The sequence below is a fragment of the Microbulbifer sp. TYP-18 genome, assembly GCF_040932045.1.
Taxonomy (GTDB): Bacteria; Pseudomonadota; Gammaproteobacteria; order Pseudomonadales; family Cellvibrionaceae; genus Microbulbifer.
The window spans coordinates 105,484-121,050 of sequence record NZ_JBFRBC010000016.1 but is presented as its reverse complement, the minus strand read 5'-3'; the positions used below and the strand labels follow the sequence as shown (position 1 = coordinate 121,050).

General features: G+C 56.5%; 10 protein-coding genes, 1 tRNA gene and 2 pseudogenes. 1 reads left to right on the top strand and 12 read right to left on the bottom strand.

The window, feature by feature from the left end:
• Positions 1-13: 13 nt before the first annotated feature.
• The 10 genes from rpsO to ABVT36_RS13320 all read right to left on the bottom strand — a co-directional run bounded on the left by rpsO (position 14) and on the right by ABVT36_RS13320 (position 12,720).
• On the bottom strand, positions 14-283 hold the full coding sequence (rpsO, locus tag ABVT36_RS13365; protein WP_367150686.1) for a 30S ribosomal protein S15: 270 nt from the start codon (positions 281-283) through the stop codon (positions 14-16).
• Between the two features lie 220 nt (positions 284-503).
• Entirely contained in the window at positions 504-1,448 is a 945-nt protein-coding gene (truB, locus tag ABVT36_RS13360) for a tRNA pseudouridine(55) synthase TruB (RefSeq protein ID WP_368457011.1), read from the bottom strand.
• Between the two features lie 2 nt (positions 1,449-1,450).
• Entirely contained in the window at positions 1,451-1,849 is a 399-nt protein-coding gene (rbfA, locus tag ABVT36_RS13355; RefSeq protein ID WP_367150688.1) for a 30S ribosome-binding factor RbfA, read from the bottom strand.
• A gap of 64 nt (positions 1,850-1,913) precedes the next feature.
• A complete protein-coding gene (gene infB, locus ABVT36_RS13350) occupies positions 1,914-4,658 on the bottom strand; it encodes a translation initiation factor IF-2 (RefSeq protein WP_368457010.1) in 2,745 nt (914 codons plus the stop codon).
• Positions 4,659-4,715: 57 nt separating this feature from the next.
• Positions 4,716-6,218 (bottom strand): transcription termination factor NusA, encoded by a 1,503-nt coding sequence (gene nusA, locus ABVT36_RS13345; RefSeq protein WP_367150690.1) that lies wholly within the window; start codon positions 6,216-6,218, stop codon positions 4,716-4,718.
• 59 nt (positions 6,219-6,277) lie between these two features.
• Positions 6,278-6,739: a ribosome maturation factor RimP gene (gene rimP, locus ABVT36_RS13340; protein ID WP_368457009.1), complete on the bottom strand. Its 462-nt coding sequence runs from the start codon at positions 6,737-6,739 to the stop codon at positions 6,278-6,280.
• 257 nt (positions 6,740-6,996) lie between these two features.
• A tRNA-Met gene (locus ABVT36_RS13335) sits at positions 6,997-7,073 on the bottom strand.
• Positions 7,074-7,749: 676 nt separating this feature from the next.
• A complete protein-coding gene (locus ABVT36_RS13330) occupies positions 7,750-8,238 on the bottom strand; it encodes a DUF6702 family protein (RefSeq protein ID WP_368457008.1) in 489 nt (162 codons plus the stop codon).
• Positions 8,239-8,345: 107 nt separating this feature from the next.
• Positions 8,346-10,622 (bottom strand): M1 family metallopeptidase, encoded by a 2,277-nt coding sequence (locus tag ABVT36_RS13325; protein WP_368457007.1) that lies wholly within the window; start codon positions 10,620-10,622, stop codon positions 8,346-8,348.
• A gap of 763 nt (positions 10,623-11,385) precedes the next feature.
• Complete coding sequence (locus ABVT36_RS13320; RefSeq protein WP_368457006.1) at positions 11,386-12,720, bottom strand: DEAD/DEAH box helicase; 1,335 nt, start codon at positions 12,718-12,720, stop codon at positions 11,386-11,388.
• An 849-nt stretch (positions 12,721-13,569) separates the two neighbouring features.
• On the opposite strand from ABVT36_RS13320, the gene ABVT36_RS13315 reads away from it, so the two are divergent.
• Entirely contained in the window at positions 13,570-13,857 is a 288-nt protein-coding gene (locus tag ABVT36_RS13315; RefSeq protein ID WP_368457005.1) for a YceK/YidQ family lipoprotein, read from the top strand.
• Between the two features lie 9 nt (positions 13,858-13,866).
• Here the strand turns inward: ABVT36_RS13315 and ABVT36_RS13310 are convergent.
• Both ABVT36_RS13310 and ABVT36_RS13305 read right to left on the bottom strand, forming a co-directional pair.
• A pseudogene (locus tag ABVT36_RS13310) lies at positions 13,867-14,659 on the bottom strand (IS5 family transposase).
• 487 nt (positions 14,660-15,146) lie between these two features.
• Positions 15,147-15,456: pseudogene (locus ABVT36_RS13305) on the bottom strand (transposase); the annotation flags it as partial.
• Between the last annotated feature and the right edge of the window lie 111 nt (positions 15,457-15,567).

The following is a 15,567-nucleotide window of genomic DNA, read 5'->3' as shown; positions in this document are numbered from 1 at the left end:
GCATTCAGGAGTCTTAGCGACGCAGGCCGAGTTTGGCAATCAGCTGTGCGTAACGGTTAAGATCCTTTTTCTTCAGGTAGTCCAGCAGCTTGCGACGCTGGTTTACCATGCGGATCAGACCACGACGGGAGTGGTGATCCTGCTTGTGCGCAGAGAAGTGCCCCTGCAGCTTGTTGATGTTGGCGGTCAGCAGCGCTACCTGGACTTCCGGAGAACCGGTATCACTTTCAGACTGGCCGTGTTCCTGAAGGATGGCTGCTTTTTCAGATGCAGTCAGTGCCATAACGAAATACCTCGTTGCAATATGCGGTGGATATTCGGCTGGCCCGCGCATATTTACAGGCCAGCTAACGTCAAATGATCGAAATCGCCATCCTGGCCGTTTTCAATCCCCGCCAGCCGGAGACGGCACAAACTGCCTCCTCCAGCGGACCAGTACCGGCCTTTGCCGGCTGGCGGCGCACTCTTTGGCCGCCTGCGATAGGGGACTGCCGACGGGTCGGTCAGTCACCGCTTTTCACCAGACGCCGGGGTGCCACACACCCGTCGTCGGTAATTTCCCCGATGCCCAGAAAATCACCACTTTCCAGGAAGAGGCGCACCATATCACCTTCCGTGCCAATACGATAGACCCGCAGATCCATTACCGGCTGTCCCTGACGCACATAGTAACCGGCATTGTCCGGCAGGGTCAGTTTCGGCAGCCCGGCGGCGGGTGCATCCACCGGCAACAGGTGATGGTCCAGCAGTTCCGCCCGGCCCTGGCCCCGCTCCTGCGCCAGTTCCTCCAGCGTCACACTGCCGGATTCATCGAAGGGACCGGCAGCGCTCCGGTGCAATTGCTCCACATAGGCACCGACACCCAGCGCCCGCCCCAGGTCCTCCGCCAGACTGCGGATATAGGTGCCCTTGGAACAGTGCACCTCCACCTCGGCACAGGGCCGGCTTCCGCCGCTGAATCCCAGCAGCTCAAACTGGAAAATTTCCACCGGCCGGGCCTCACGCTCCACCTCGAGCCCCTGGCGCGCCAACCGGTACAGCGGCTGCCCCTGATGCTTGAGCGCCGAGTACATGGAGGGTACCTGCTCGATACGGCCTTGAAACTGCGCCATGGCGGTTCGCACAGCGGCTTCCGTCACGGCGGAGGCGTCGGCAGTGGCAATGACGTCGCCGTCGGCGTCACCGCTGGCGGTGGTCATGCCAAAACGAAAGCTGCTGCGATAGCGTTTATCCGCGTCCAGCAGATACTGGGAAAACTTGGTCGCCTCGCCAAAGCAAATGGGCAACAGCCCTGTCGCCAGGGGGTCCAGCGCTCCGGTGTGACCGGCCCGGTTGGCGAAAAACAATCGCTTGGCCTGTTGCAGGGCGTCATTGGCGGTGATACCGGCCGGCTTGTCGAGCAATAGTACCCCGTCTACCGGTCGGCCCCATTTTGGTCTGCGGCCCATAACTACTGCTTGTCGCCGTCGTCTTTGTCTGTATCCAGGGAGTGATCCCGCTGCACCGCCTTGTCGATCAGCGCCGACAATTTCTGGCCTCGCACCGATGTCTCGTCGTAGCGGAACTGCAGGCGGGGGATGGTTCGCATCTGGATTTCCCGCGCCAGTTGGCTGCGCAGGAAGCCCGCAGCCTTGTTGAGCACTTCCATGGAGGTCTTAATCGCCGCCGCGTCATCCTCGCCGACCAGCGTGACAAACACTTTGGCCGAAGTGAGGTCGCGACTGACCTCCACGTCATTGATATTGACCATGCCGAGGCGCGGATCGCGCACTTCCCGCTGAATCAGCAGCGACAGCTCCCGGCGCATGGCATCGGCGACCCGCTCCGCGCGGTGGAATTCTCTTGCCATCTGTTACCTATTTCCAATGGCTGCTTGCCGCCAGGGCCGGGCCCTGGCGGGGTCTGGCTCGAGATTAAAGCTCGCGCGCCACCTTGACGATATCGTAGACCTCGATCTGGTCTCCGGATTTGACATCGTTGTAATCCTTCACCCCGATACCGCACTCCATTCCGTTCCGCACCTCCTGCACGTCGTCCTTGAAGCGGCGCAGGGACTCCAGTTCGCCCTGGTAGATCACCACATTGTCGCGCAGGACACGGATCGGCTTGTTGCGGTAGACGGTGCCCTCGATCACCATGCAACCGGCGATGGCGCCAAACTTGGGTGACCGGAATACGTCGCGGACTTCGGCGATGCCGACGATATCCTCCCGCACCTCCGGCTCCAACATGCCCGACAGAGCCTGCTTCACTTCATCCAGCAGGCTGTAGATCACACTGTAGTATCTGATTTCAACACTCTCGGCCTCGGCCAGCCTGCGCGCTGCAACATCGGCACGGGTATTGAAGCCGATGATGATAGCGCCGGAGGTGAGGGCCAGGTTGACGTCGTTCTCTGCGATGCCGCCGACGCCGCTGGACACCACATTGACCGATACCTCCTCGTTGCCGATATCCGCCAGCGCGGACAGGATGGCTTCCAGGGAACCCCGCACATCGGCCTTGATCACCACCGGCAGAACCTTGCGCTCACCGGCGGCCATGTCGGCGAACATATTTTCCAGTTTGGCCGCCTGCTGCCTCTGCATACGCTCGCGGCGCTCCTTGTCGGCGCGCTGCTCGGCCACTTCGCGGGCCTTGCGCTCGTCCGCCGCCACCATGAAGTCATCGCCGGCATTGGGCGTGGAATCCAGGCCCAGCAGTTCCACCGGCGTGGAGGGGCCGGCCTCTTTGACACTCTTCCCCAACTCGTTGGTCATGGCGCGCACGCGGCCATAGCTCTGGCCCGCCAGCACGATATCACCGCGTTTCAGCTCGCCGTTCTGAACCAGCAGCGTCGCCACCACACCACGTCCTTTTTCCAGGCGCGACTCAATCACCACACCGCGGGCGGGCACATCCACCTCGGCCTGCAGTTCCAGCAGTTCCGCCTGCAGGGAGACCGCCTCCAGCAGATCGTCAATGCCCTGGCCGGTGTGGGCGGAGACTTCGATAAACTGTGTATCGCCGCCCCAGTCCTCGGGAATCACTTCCTTGGCCGCAAGCTCATTTTTCACCCGGTCCGGGTCGGCGCCCTCCTTGTCGCACTTGTTGATCGCCACCACCAGGGGTACACCGGCGGCTTTGGCATGCTGAATCGCTTCCTCGGTCTGCGGCATTACCCCGTCGTCGGCAGCCACCACCAGAATCACAACATCAGTGGCCTGGGCGCCGCGGGCCCGCATGGCGGTAAACGCCGCGTGCCCCGGGGTATCCAGGAAGGCAATCTCCCCCTGGCTGGTCTTCACCCGATAGGCACCGATGTGCTGGGTGATACCGCCGGCTTCGCCGGAGGCAACCTTGGTCTTGCGGATATAATCCAGTAGCGAGGTCTTGCCGTGGTCCACATGGCCCATGACTGTGACCACCGGCGCGCGGACAACCTTGCGGCCCTCGGCCTGCTCGACCTGCGCCACCAGTTCGTCTTCCAGCGCCGTTTCAGAGCGCAACACCACTTTGTGGCCCAGCTCCTCTACCACCAGGGAGGCGGTATCGCGATCGAGGCTCTGATTGATGGTGACCATCTCGCCCATCTTCATCAAATGCTTGATCAGCTCGCCGGCCTTCATATTCAACTGCTTGGCCAGGTCACCTACGGTGATGGTTTCGCCTAACTGGACTTGATACACCTGTTTTCCCGTCGGTTTCTTGAAGCCGTGTGTGTTCTTTACCTTCAGTGTCGGACGCTGTAGAGAGCGGCGACCGCCCGCACCGCCTTCCTCATCCGAGAAAACCTCCAGCGCCTCCTCGTAGAGTGCCGTCTTACTGGATTTTTTCGGGCCGCTCTTGGTTCCGCGGCGACCGCGGCGCTTGCGCACCCCTTCGTCCGCTTCCGTCCCCGCTTCAGCGGCTTCAGCTTCGAGCTTGCGCCGCAGTGCCGGCTTGACCGTCTCGGTCTTGGCTTTCTGCTGCCTTTCCAGCTCTGCGCGCCGGTCGGCCTCGACCCGCACCTTCTTCTCCTCCAGCACCTTGGCTTCCTCTTGGGCCTGGAGTTTGCGTCTCTCCATCGCAGCGATACGTATGGCTTCGACGTCATCTGTATAGGAGGAGCGGGTCGCTGCAGCAGAGGGCTGTGGCTCGGCTGCGCCGCTGGCGGGCTCAGTGGCCACCGCCTCTTCCTCCACAGCCGCGGCCTCTAACTTCTGCTGCTCCGCTTGCGCGGCTTCCTGTGCGGCCTGCTGCTCGGATTCCCGCTGGGCGCGCTCGGCTTCCGCCTGCACCCGCTCGGCGCGGGCCTGCTCCATCGCCGACTGCTCTTCCAGAGCCCGGTCCAGCTCTGCCTGCGCCGGCTCTGCAACTGTTTCGGTGGCCGCCTCTTCCTGCGGGCGTTTGACGTAGGTGCGCTTCTTGCGCACTTCCACGTTTACGGTCCTGCGCCCCGTTCCAGAGCCGGTTTTCAGCGTAGTGGTGGTCTTACGCTTCAGAGTGATCTTGCGCGGTGCGACACTCTGCTCTCCGTGACTGCTTTTCAGGAAGTTGAGCAGGACCTGTTTTTCCTCATCCGAAACCACCGCATCCGCAGTGGTTTGAGGCAAACCCGCATCTCGCATCTGCTTGAGCAGACGATCCTCGGTGGCACCAACCGATTTGGCGAGTTCACTAACTGTTACTTCGGCCATTCTCTCTCCTAAAATTCGCTGCTCGGAGGGGATTCTATTATTCGTTCACCCGCCCGCTTATGCCTGTTCGTCGCTGTCGCCCGCAAACCAGGGTTCACGTGCCTTCATAATCAGCGCGGCGGCGCGCTCCGGATCCAAACCTTCGATATCGAGCAGGTCATCCACTGCCTGTTCAGCCAGATCCTCCATGCTGGCGATACCTCGGCTGGCCAGCTGGAAAGCCAGCTGTCGATCCATACCTTCCAGGCCGAGCAGGTCTTCCTGCGGTTCCAGCGCATCCAACTGCTCTTCGGAAGCCAGTGCCTGGGTCAGCAACGCATCCTTGGCCCTCGCGCGCAGCTCCTCCGCAATCTCCTCGTCGAATCCCTCGATGGACAGCATTTCCTCCAGCGGCACATAGGCCACCTCTTCCAGTGTGGTGAAGCCCTCCTCCACCAGTACGGCGGCCACATCGTCGTCGATATCCAGGCGCGCCATGAAAGTCTCCATGATGCCACCGGACTCGGCTTCCTGCTTGGTCTGCCACTCTTCGATGCTCATCACGTTGATCTGCCACTGGGTCAGATCGGAGGCCAGACGCACATTCTGGCCACTGCGCCCAATCGCCATAGCGAGGTTTTCCTCAGCGACGGCAACGTCCATGGAACCCGCATCCTCATCCACGACTATGGACTCGATATCGGCCGGCGCCATGGCGTTGATCACAAACTGAGCCGGGTTCTCGTCCCACAGTACTATGTCCACCCGCTCGCCGGACAGCTCGTTGGAAACCGCCTGAACGCGTGCGCCACGCATACCCACACAGGCCCCCACCGGATCGATACGACCGTCATTGGTGGTGATGGCGATCTTGGCGCGCAGGCCCGGATCCCGCGCTGCGCCCTTGATTTCGATAACCTGTTCGGCAATTTCCGGCACTTCGATACGGAACAGCTCCACCAGCATTTCCCGGCAGGAACGGCTGAGCATCAGCTGTGGTCCGCGGGCTTCCGGCTGGATCTCCAGCAGGATAGCGCGCACCCGGTCCCCCAGGCGGAAGATTTCGCGTCCCACCAACTGGTCCCGTGGCAGGCGCGCCTCGGCATTGTTGCCCAGGTCCACCGCGATAAAATCGCGCGTGACCTTCTTCACGGTACCGCTCACCAATTCGCCGACACGGTCCCGGTACTCTTCCACCACCTTGGCGCGTTCGGCCTCGCGCACCTTCTGCACTATGACCTGCTTTGCGGTCTGCGCGGCGATACGGCCGAACTCCACATTTTCAACCTGTTCGCGGTAGGTATCGCCAGCCTTCAGCTGGGGGTCTTTTTCGTGGGCTTCCTCCAGCGTGAACTGGGTGCCGAGCTCCGCCAGGGTATCATCATCCACCACTTCCCAGCTGCGGAAAGTTTCGTAATCACCGGTTTTGCGGTCGATGATGACCTCAATGGTGGAATCCTCGTCGTAGCGCTTCTTGGTGGCCGTCGCCAATGCGGCCTCAATGGCCTGGAAAATAATTTCCTGGTCCACGCCCTTCTCGTTGGAAACCGCCTCGGCTACCAGCAAGATCTCTTTGTTCATGCAGCTGCCTCTTTAAAAAACGCCACTTAAAGCTCTTTCTATCCGCCCGCGAGCGGCAGTCAGTCAAACTGAGGAATGATGTTGGCCCGCTCGATACTGTCTATCGGCAGCAGGTACTCACTTTCATCGTCGATGCGCAGGACCACTTCCTCGCCCTCAACCCCGGCGAGCAGGCCCTGCCATTTGCGCCGCCCCTCCAGGGGCATCCGCAGGCGCACTTCGATCCGGGAGCCCACAAAGCGCTGGTAGTGCTCCAGCCGGTACAGCGGACGGTCGAGTCCGGGCGAGGAAACTTCCAGGGTGTACCTGCCGCTAATGGGATCTTCCACATCCAGTACGGCGCTCGCCTGGCGGCTGACCTTCTCACAGTCCTCCACGGCGATCCCCCGGTCCGCATCAATATAGATGCGCAGCAGTGCGTTGCGCCCGTGGGTCTGATAGTCGATACCCCACAGTTCACACCCCAGCGATGCCACCACCGGTGCCAGAAGCTCCTCCAACTGCTCGCGCTTGCCCGCCATTTCTGTCACCTCAACTGGCCGGTGCAAGCACCGGTCTGCACCATCCGCGGACGCCGCTGGCCAAGTGCCCGAGGGAACCGCAAAAACAAAAAATGGGCGAAGAAGCCGACCCCACGGTCCGAATGTCAAACCGCGGCGCCCACTTCCGGCCCATTCGGATAATTCATATTTCGCCTGCCGCGCTTCGTGCAGATACGAAAAAGCCCCTAACAGGGGCTTCAACCGCGCATCCAGATGATCCGCATCTGGAAGCAATTTGGTAGCGGGGGCAGGATTTGAACCTACGACCTTCGGGTTATGAGCCCGACGAGCTACCAGGCTGCTCCACCCCGCATCAACTCTGGCATCGAAATCTGGTGGCTTTCGCTGCCTGCGGTGGGTTGTTCCAACCGCTCGAGAGGATGCGCATTCTATGGGTGCTGCCGGGACGAGTCAAGCCACTTCTGGCATTTATTTTCACGGTACCCTTCGGCAACCCAGTGCCCATTATATGCCGGGAGACTTCACTGTTCAGCGCGGCAATATCCAGCGGCAGGTGATAGAGATGATTAGGCGCCAGATTCGGCTATCGAACACCGGCCTGCCAGCCTCGACACGAAAACTCTACGAGCGGCCAGTGGCGTTGCAAGCTCCTTTTTTTGGGCGAACAAAGCAAAACCCCGACTTGGCTCCCCAGGTTAATCTCACCGGGAGCCAGATACAGCGAATGGGACAGTATGAGCATCCGCTCACCCACTGACGGATGTCGGGCTCCGGAGATTCAAATCGCTACCGGATTGTTGTGACATCCAAACCGGCACTCTGCGCACGCAGACCTTCGAGCCGCTATCAGCTTGCTAAGAAAACCTACCCCGTCCTTTCCCAGCCCGGGTTGCAGCACAAATCCAACCCCCGCGGCAAAGCAAACAGTCACACGCCGGATTTACGACCCGGGGAGCCTTAATGTATGGGACATCAGATTGCGAGGGCGGAGAAACCCCACTATCTATTGCAATGCCGCTTAAACGACTCTATCGCAAAGACACCGTCACCCGACTCGCTCCGGGCTTCAGAGTAAAACTTTCCGTTTTCCCATTACGCTTTATATTCAGCGTATTGACCTGGTCTCCCTCTATCTCCATCAGCATGGATTGATGCACCTCCAGCTTGTCGCCACCGATATTTGCCAGTGGAACCTCCTGGTATATCCACACATCATGCACATCCGCCTCCATGCCCACCCACTTCGGAACCAGTAGTACACCATTCTCGCCACGTATCTGAAAGCGCTGGTTCACATAATCTTCCATCTGGCGTTGCGCATTCTTAAACTCGGTGCCGGCGCTGAGCGCAAGCGCTCGCTCCAAATCCGCCACAAAAAACCGATGGGAAATCTCTAACGATTGGGTTCGCGCATTGACATACAGCTCTGTCAGACCGAAATGATAGCGATGCGCCTCCACCTGCGCGGATAACATCAGCAGCAGGGCAGCGGCGAAGCAAAAAAACGGGATTCTCATAGCTGGGCACCAAGCGAATTCGGATTTTGTCACGCTTTGAGGTATAGATTAGAGAGATCTCCCTTCGATCACAAAAAGCCTGCGACCGAAGGGATACCGGCACGGGATCAGCCCGCCTCCTTCAATTCGGCCTCCCAATCCTTCATCAGGTTACGCTTCTGCTCATCCTTGAACAATTCCAACCGCGACTTGATGATGCGGCGCGGATAGTAGTTGTTTTCCATGTCCACGTCCGCAGTTTCCCAATGCGGGTCCAACACTACGGACTTGAGCATCCGGCTCTTGTCACGCACTAGCATCTTGGAAGTTTTCTTCGCGTTGCGCGCCCAGATTTCAGCGGGAATACGCAGGTTCTCAACACTTCCATCCTCGTATTCCAGGCGCAGAAACAACGGCATAACCAAGCCGCCAATATTGCTGAAATCCAGCACATAGACATTGCTCTCGACCGCCAGCAGATCCTTTTCCCAATCTTCCAACCCGTCCAACATAGTCTGGTAGCTGTTGCGATCGGCGTTGGACACGTCAAATTCGTCGTGCCTGTTGTAGAAGTCCGCCAGCTCCGGTTTCGCATCCACAATACGCGGCAGTTTGCGTACGCGGTTCTCAATGGCAGTCACTGTCTCCGGCTCGCGCTTGTGCTGCTCCCGCTTCCACGGTCCCTCCAGATCCGGATTCTTGGTGCCCACAGTGTAATGGCGCACTTGGTCGAGACTGATATCCACATTGTTAGTGGTGTAGAACCAACCGCGCCAGAACCAATCCAGGTCCATACCGGAGGCATCCTCCATGGTGCGGAAAAAATCTGCCGGCATCGGGCGTTTGAATTTCCAGCGCTGTGCATACTCGCGAAATGCAAAGTCGAACAGCGCGCGACCCATCACCGATTCGCGCAGTATGTTCAGGGCCGTCGCCGGCTTGCCGTAGGCATTGTTACCGAACTGAAGAATGGATTCCGAATTAGTCATGATCGGAACCTGGTTCTCGCTCTGCATATATTCGACGATCTTGCGTGCGTCACCGCGACGCGAGGGATATTTCTCCTCCCACTCCTGTTCGGCCAGGAACTGTACGAAGGTATTGAGCCCCTCGTCCATCCAGGTCCACTGCCGCTCATCGGAATTCACGATCATCGGGTAGTAATTGTGACCCACCTCGTGAATGATCACCGAAATCAACCCGTACTTGGTGCGGCGCGAATAAGTCCGCTTGCTGCGGTCCTCTTCATCGATTTCCGGGCGCGGGCCATTGAAGGTAATCATGGGATATTCCATCCCGCCTACCGGCCCATTGACGGAAATAGATACCGGATAGGGATAATCAAAGCTGTAGCGGTTGTAGACATCAATAGTATGGATGATCGCTTCGGTGGAATATTTGTCCCACAGAGGCGTGCCCTCCTCTGGGTAGAAAGACATGGCCATGGTGTCAGTAGCGCCCTTCTTGTAGCCCTGCGCATCCCACAGGAACTTGCGAGAAGAGGCCCAGGAAAAGTCCCGGACATTTTCCGCCGCGAAAATCCAGGTTTTGCGCTCCCGCGAGCGGCGCTTTTCGTTCGCCAGCGCCTCCTCCTTGGTAACAATCATCACCGGCTTGGGTGCTGTGCGCGCCTGTTGCAATCGCTCGCGCTGCGTCCGGGTCAGCACCTCACGCGGATTTTGCAATACCCCGGTGGCAGCGACTACATGGTCGGCCGGCACATCGATAGCCACGCGATAGTTACCGAATTCCAGCGCGAATTCGCCTCGGCCCAGAAACTGCTTGTTCTGCCAGCCGCTCACATCATTGTAAACGGCCATACGTGGGAACCACTGGGCGATTTCGTACAGGTAGTTATCATCCCGCTCAAAATACTCATACCCGGAGCGACCGCCCAGTGCCTTTTGTTCAATCACATTGTATGCCCAGGCAACCTGGAAGCTGATACTGCCCCCTGGAGCCAGTGGCTGCGGCAGATCGATCCGCATACCGGTATCGACAATGGTGTGCGGGAGATCCCGACCCCTGCTGTCCGCCACCTTGGTGATTTGATACCCGCCGGGAAACTCATTGGACACCACTGCACGACGAAAACTGCCGAACGGCACAGTGTCCGGAGCTATGGACTCCAGGTCCACAGACGCTGCCAGATTCCCGGCGGAGTTCGGCTTGAAGCGGTTTTGATCCAGCTGCAGCCATAGATAACGCAGAGTGTCCGGCGAATTATTGGTATAGGTAATGGTCTCCGAAGCGGTAATCAGCTGTTTATCGTCATCGAGAGAAACCTTGATGTCATAGTCCGCCTGTTGCTGCCAGTAGGCGTGGCCCGGCGCACCGGAAGCGGTACGGTAAGCGTTGGGTGTCGGCAGGAGCTCATTCAGTTGACGGAAGCTGTCTCCAGTCACATTTAGAGGGTCTGCAGCCAAAGCTGTAGTAGCAATGCACAAAGTGGACAATACCGCCCCAAGGCGGCCGAGTAGAGGCAAATTCATAGGCTATCGTCGGGTTGCGGTGAAGATAAAATTCAGGGCATTGTACCATTTCTGCTCCCTGCATTTTCAATGAGTGCCAAACACGCGGTCTATGCGGCCTCCGGCCTTTATTTGGCTCCCAGCCCGGAATCGGTCACCATTTTGAAGTAACAACTACAATAGGCCACCCTGTTAACCCTTAATGCCCTAGCAGGTTGTTGAAAAAGGCATCCTGCCTGTTTCAAAACACGAAAAGCGAAAAATGTGATTTTCACTTTTCTTCCAAAATCAACGACTTAGGCGTCGTCGATTTTGCCGGAACATCCATATTCCGGTACCAGGCTGTCGAAATTCTGCGAATTTCAACAGCCTGCTAGTTCGCGACGACCGGGAGAACCCGCGACCAATTAACCACAGGTCCTTTTTACGAGCCGAAAAACCCCGCACGTGACAGGAGACTACTGACACAGACGTTTTCAGCAGCCTGCCAAATTGGTGACCGATATTGGCCCATCTGAACCCGACGAGCGGCTCACCAGTCATGCTCCCCTTTAGGGATAGTGACCCGCATGAATCTTTTGTTTCCAATAACTACATTAACCCGGCAAATTATCTGGTTGCCGGGTTAATGTCTGGCTATGGTCGCCCTCAGCTCCGGCACTTTATTACCGACTCCAGGCTGCCGCACCGGGCGGAGTTAGGCAGACCTGCCACGCTCGGTTCGACGGCTTCGTTGGGGCCGCGGAGAACCCCCTGACGGTACCTGCTTGCTGCGTCCCCGGCCCTGGCCCCTGCTCTGTCCATTGCCCTGACCTCCAGCACTGCCACGGCCTCGGCCCTGTGCCGCACGCTGTCCCTGGTTACCGCCGCGCCCAGACCTGCCGGACGCCGGCAACAGGTGATCCGGTTCGAAGCCCTCGACTTCCTCCCGGGAGATTGGCTTCTGAATCAGGCGCTCGATATCGCGCAGCTGCTTGATTTCATCCGCACTCACCAGAGACACGGCACGACCGCTGGCACCGGCGCGACCAGTACGACCGATCCGATGCACATAGTCCTCGGGCACATTTGGCAGATCAAAATTCACTACCTGAGGCAATTGATCGATATCGATACCCCGTGCGGCGATATCCGTTGCCACCAGGATTTGCACCTTGCCGCTTTTGAAATCTGCCAGTGCCTTGGTGCGCTGATTCTGACTCTTGTTGCCATGGATGGCCGCCGCGCGGACATTATCCGCACCCAACTGTTTCACCAGGCGGTTGGCGCCGTGCTTGGTGCGGCTGAAAACCAGCGCCTGCTGCCAGTTATTCTCACGGATCAAGTGGCTGAGCAGCGCCGGCTTGCGGGCCTTATCCACCGGGTGCAGCTTCTGCTTCACCGTCTGGGTAGTGGTATTGCGCGGGCTCACATCGATTTCCAGTGGATCTTTCACCAGTCCTTTTGCCAGCTGGCGTATCTCCGGTGAAAAAGTGGCCGAAAACAGCAGGTTCTGACGCTTAGCAGGCAACAGCTTCAGGATTCGCTTGATATCGTGGATAAAACCCATATCCAGCATGCGGTCCGCCTCATCCAGCACCAGTGCTTCCATCTTATCGAAGCGGATAGCGCGTTGGTTATACAGATCCAGCAGACGCCCCGGTGTCGCCACCAGAATGTCTGCACCGCCGCGCAGGCGCATCATCTGAGGGTTGATTTTCACTCCCCCGAACACTACCGAATGGCGAAGGGGCAGGTACTTGCTGTAGCTTTGCACATTATCGAATACCTGCGCGGCCAGTTCGCGGGTGGGGGTCAGAACCAGCGCACGCACCTGGTTGTTGCGTGCCGCAGCCCCCTTGGACAGGCGGTGTAGCAGCGGCAACGTAAAGCCGGCCGTCTTACCCGTACCCGTCTGCGCCGCGGCCATGATATCGCCGCCTTTCATAACGGCGGGAATCGCCTGCGCCTGAATTGGGGTGGGCTGATCGTAGCCCTGCTCCGCGACTGCTCGAGCCAATTCCTGGGCCAGGCCCAGATCTTCAAACAACATAAATAACCTCTAATTGCGCCAGCGACGCAATTGACAAATGGGCTTCACCTCACAAGTGTGAGGCAAACAAAAATCGGAGATTGCGAACCTCGGGGTCCGCAGCGCCGTCGATTGGCCAATCTGACAGCAGCCAGTGGCCGGTGCGGCATTCAGTAGGGTTTCCGGGGATACTTGGGAAAGAATTCCAGGGAGGGTGCCAGCGGCTTGCCGGCCTACAGATGACGCTGCTGAAGCGAATTCAGCCCGGCCATCATAACATAGTTATCCCGACCGTGTAGTTTTAAGTGGCTGCCAAAACCGAAGGCGTAAATGAGTGAGTCAATGAAACTCTCCCCCTGCCGGCTGCATACCGGTATTTGGCAAGGCAATTGCCGAACTCAATCATAAGCAGTCCATAACCTATCTCAAGTGATGGATCAGCATTATCCATCATTTCGAAACGGGACTCATAACCGAATACACTGGAATAGTCCCCACCTTATAGAATAGCGCTGAACATGAGCCCCACCGTTTGGCCCAGCTCGGCTTGCCGATGACACAGAAGCTCTTTAAAGCACGCCAGTCAGCCATAAAAACTAAAATGCACCTTCCAAAAGCGCCAACCGGATAAAACAGAGCCCGGTGGTCAAACAGGTGTTATCGGCTTTGGAGCCTCGACAACAATAACACCCCGCAGTACCATGGGCGCATTTCAGGGAAAGCATATAAGTCCGCAAACTAATTTACAAAAGCAATAAATGCAGCTCCTTTGGAACCTAGCCCTCGACCAAGCACTCTAATCCCACCGCCAGTAGCTTTGCTAGAACTGGAGAATAAAAAGCGAACAAACTCTATATTTTTGTTTTTGCATTGGTTGTTTCCGGCTGTGGAACTTTTACCTCCCTATCCAGACCGGATAACAAAATTGCAAGTAATCTGAAACGTCAAAAAACCCAATGTGAGGAGACATCACGGGCCTATGGCGGAATTTCATACAATCTCTGCAAATTAAATTCAAATCCCGGAAATCCACACTTTGACTGGGCTCTTGGCTTCTACGTATTGGATATAGCCGCATGTACGATAACAGATACTGTGGTCCTGCCCTATACGATTGTTGAACAATATAAAAAGGGAAGCATAAGGATCAAATCTTGAAAACCAATACTAGGAGGGGTCAGGATTTTCCTTGACCTCCCCCCAAGCGACTTTGACGAAGTAGATGAGTGAAAAGTTGATAACAAACCTGAATACTATGCCCAACTTGTCAAAGCGACTAAAGATTCTTCGGGGCCCTTTCAATCGTCTAAAGAGGCGCTCTACCTCGTTTCGCTTTTTGTAGAATTCGCGATCATACTCCCACGGAGTGATGCGATTGACCTTAGGAGGAACAACAGGAATCGTACCAAGTCCAATGCCAATTGGCGTGTTTCATCGCCGTCATAGACTTTGTCCATCAGGAGTCTGATACCTTTCCAGCCACAGTTTTCCAACGCTTTCAAGAGACTCCGACCTTCTGGTACATCTCTGCACTGGCCGGCTGAGAATACAAAGGTTACAGCCGTTCTATCATCAGCAGCTACCATATGAATTTTAGCTGCCCATCCAGCTCTTGATTTCCCACGGTTAGTGAGCCGTTTTTTAACGCCCCTGTGTCATCTGGATACACTTTTATCGCAGTGCTAACCAGACAAATAGTGTCAACCAGAATGTTGATGACATCCGCATCCTGCAGGACACCAAAAATATGGTCCAAAACACCTTTCTTGGCCCATTGATAGGCTTGCATGTAAATGCTATACCACTTGCCGAGCCAATCAGAAAGACTTTGCCACTTGCAGCCGTGTTCGGCCACATACAAGAGGGCATTGATGACCTGTATATTAGGTATTTTTATGTTGCCTCGTTGAACTGGAAGTAAGTGTTCGATGATTTTAAACTGCGATTTTGGTATCTCCATACGCAAATTTTATCAGACTTAGTGTAGACAACCCTTAGCAGGCTATTGAAATTCGAAAAATTTCGACGCCTGATACCGGAATATAGATATTCCGACAAAATCGGCGACGCTTACGTCGTTGATTTTGGGAGAAAAATGAAAATCAAATTTTTCGCTTTTCGTGTTTTGAAACAGGCGGGATGCCTTTTTCAACAATCTGCTAAAACCAGGATATCAAACTCATTTGGCAATTGGCGCTGCAGGGATCTTCTTGGCACTAATTTACACAAGTAGCGGCATTAAAAAATTGAAAGAAACTTCAAAAGTTGGACTTATTTCGCATACAATGATCCCAACACTATTTCTGTTGGGTGGTTCCATCTACACATTAATTACTTCAGGCGTTGCTGATGCGAATTTACGCAACTAATAACAAGCACCGACACATAAGCTTGCTTCACGCTATGGGTTCGCAATAAGCTGCTTGCCTTTGCGGCGGGCGTTGCGTGCGAATGTCCTGATAGCGGTTGCCCAGGGCGATAATCGTGCGCTCCAACTCGTCGATAAGCTGGGCTTGATGCTTCCTGACGATCTGTGGCTCGCAGGTTCCAGCGCGATCCCCCGGTGTTTGTAGTTCGAAGCTGCCCGTCGGGAGTTTTCATTGTCTTGGATGCACGGCTATTTTTGCGATTGGGTTTGTCCTCGCCCGCGAGGTGCTCCTACAGCTCCGCACTCATGGCTACTTCAATATGCTGTTTGATCAGAGGCGTCACGATGCCATCTTTGCCCTCACGCAGCGCCTTGACAACTGCATCCATATCGAAGCTATGGTTTGGCTGTAGGTTATCTCCTTTTTGCTAATGATAAAGAAATGACACAAAATTCTAAACACTACCATATAGAAGGAGGAGATATACCGATTACCAAAA

Bases quoted from the DNA above. Each gene is read 5' to 3' on its own strand.
- rimP (WP_368457009.1), bottom strand. From the start codon at position 6,739: ATGGCGGGCAAGCGCGAGCAGTTGGAGGAGCTTCTGGCACCGGTGGTG.
- ABVT36_RS13330 (WP_368457008.1), bottom strand. From the start codon at position 8,238: ATGAGAATCCCGTTTTTTTGCTTCGCCGCTGCCCTGCTGCTGATGTTA.
- rbfA (WP_367150688.1), bottom strand. From the start codon at position 1,849: ATGGCAAGAGAATTCCACCGCGCGGAGCGGGTCGCCGATGCCATGCGC.
- ABVT36_RS13320 (WP_368457006.1), bottom strand. From the start codon at position 12,720: ATGTTGTTTGAAGATCTGGGCCTGGCCCAGGAATTGGCTCGAGCAGTC.
- nusA (WP_367150690.1), bottom strand. From the start codon at position 6,218: ATGAACAAAGAGATCTTGCTGGTAGCCGAGGCGGTTTCCAACGAGAAG.
- truB (WP_368457011.1), bottom strand. From the start codon at position 1,448: ATGGGCCGCAGACCAAAATGGGGCCGACCGGTAGACGGGGTACTATTG.
- rpsO (WP_367150686.1), bottom strand. From the start codon at position 283: ATGGCACTGACTGCATCTGAAAAAGCAGCCATCCTTCAGGAACACGGC.
- infB (WP_368457010.1), bottom strand. From the start codon at position 4,658: ATGGCCGAAGTAACAGTTAGTGAACTCGCCAAATCGGTTGGTGCCACC.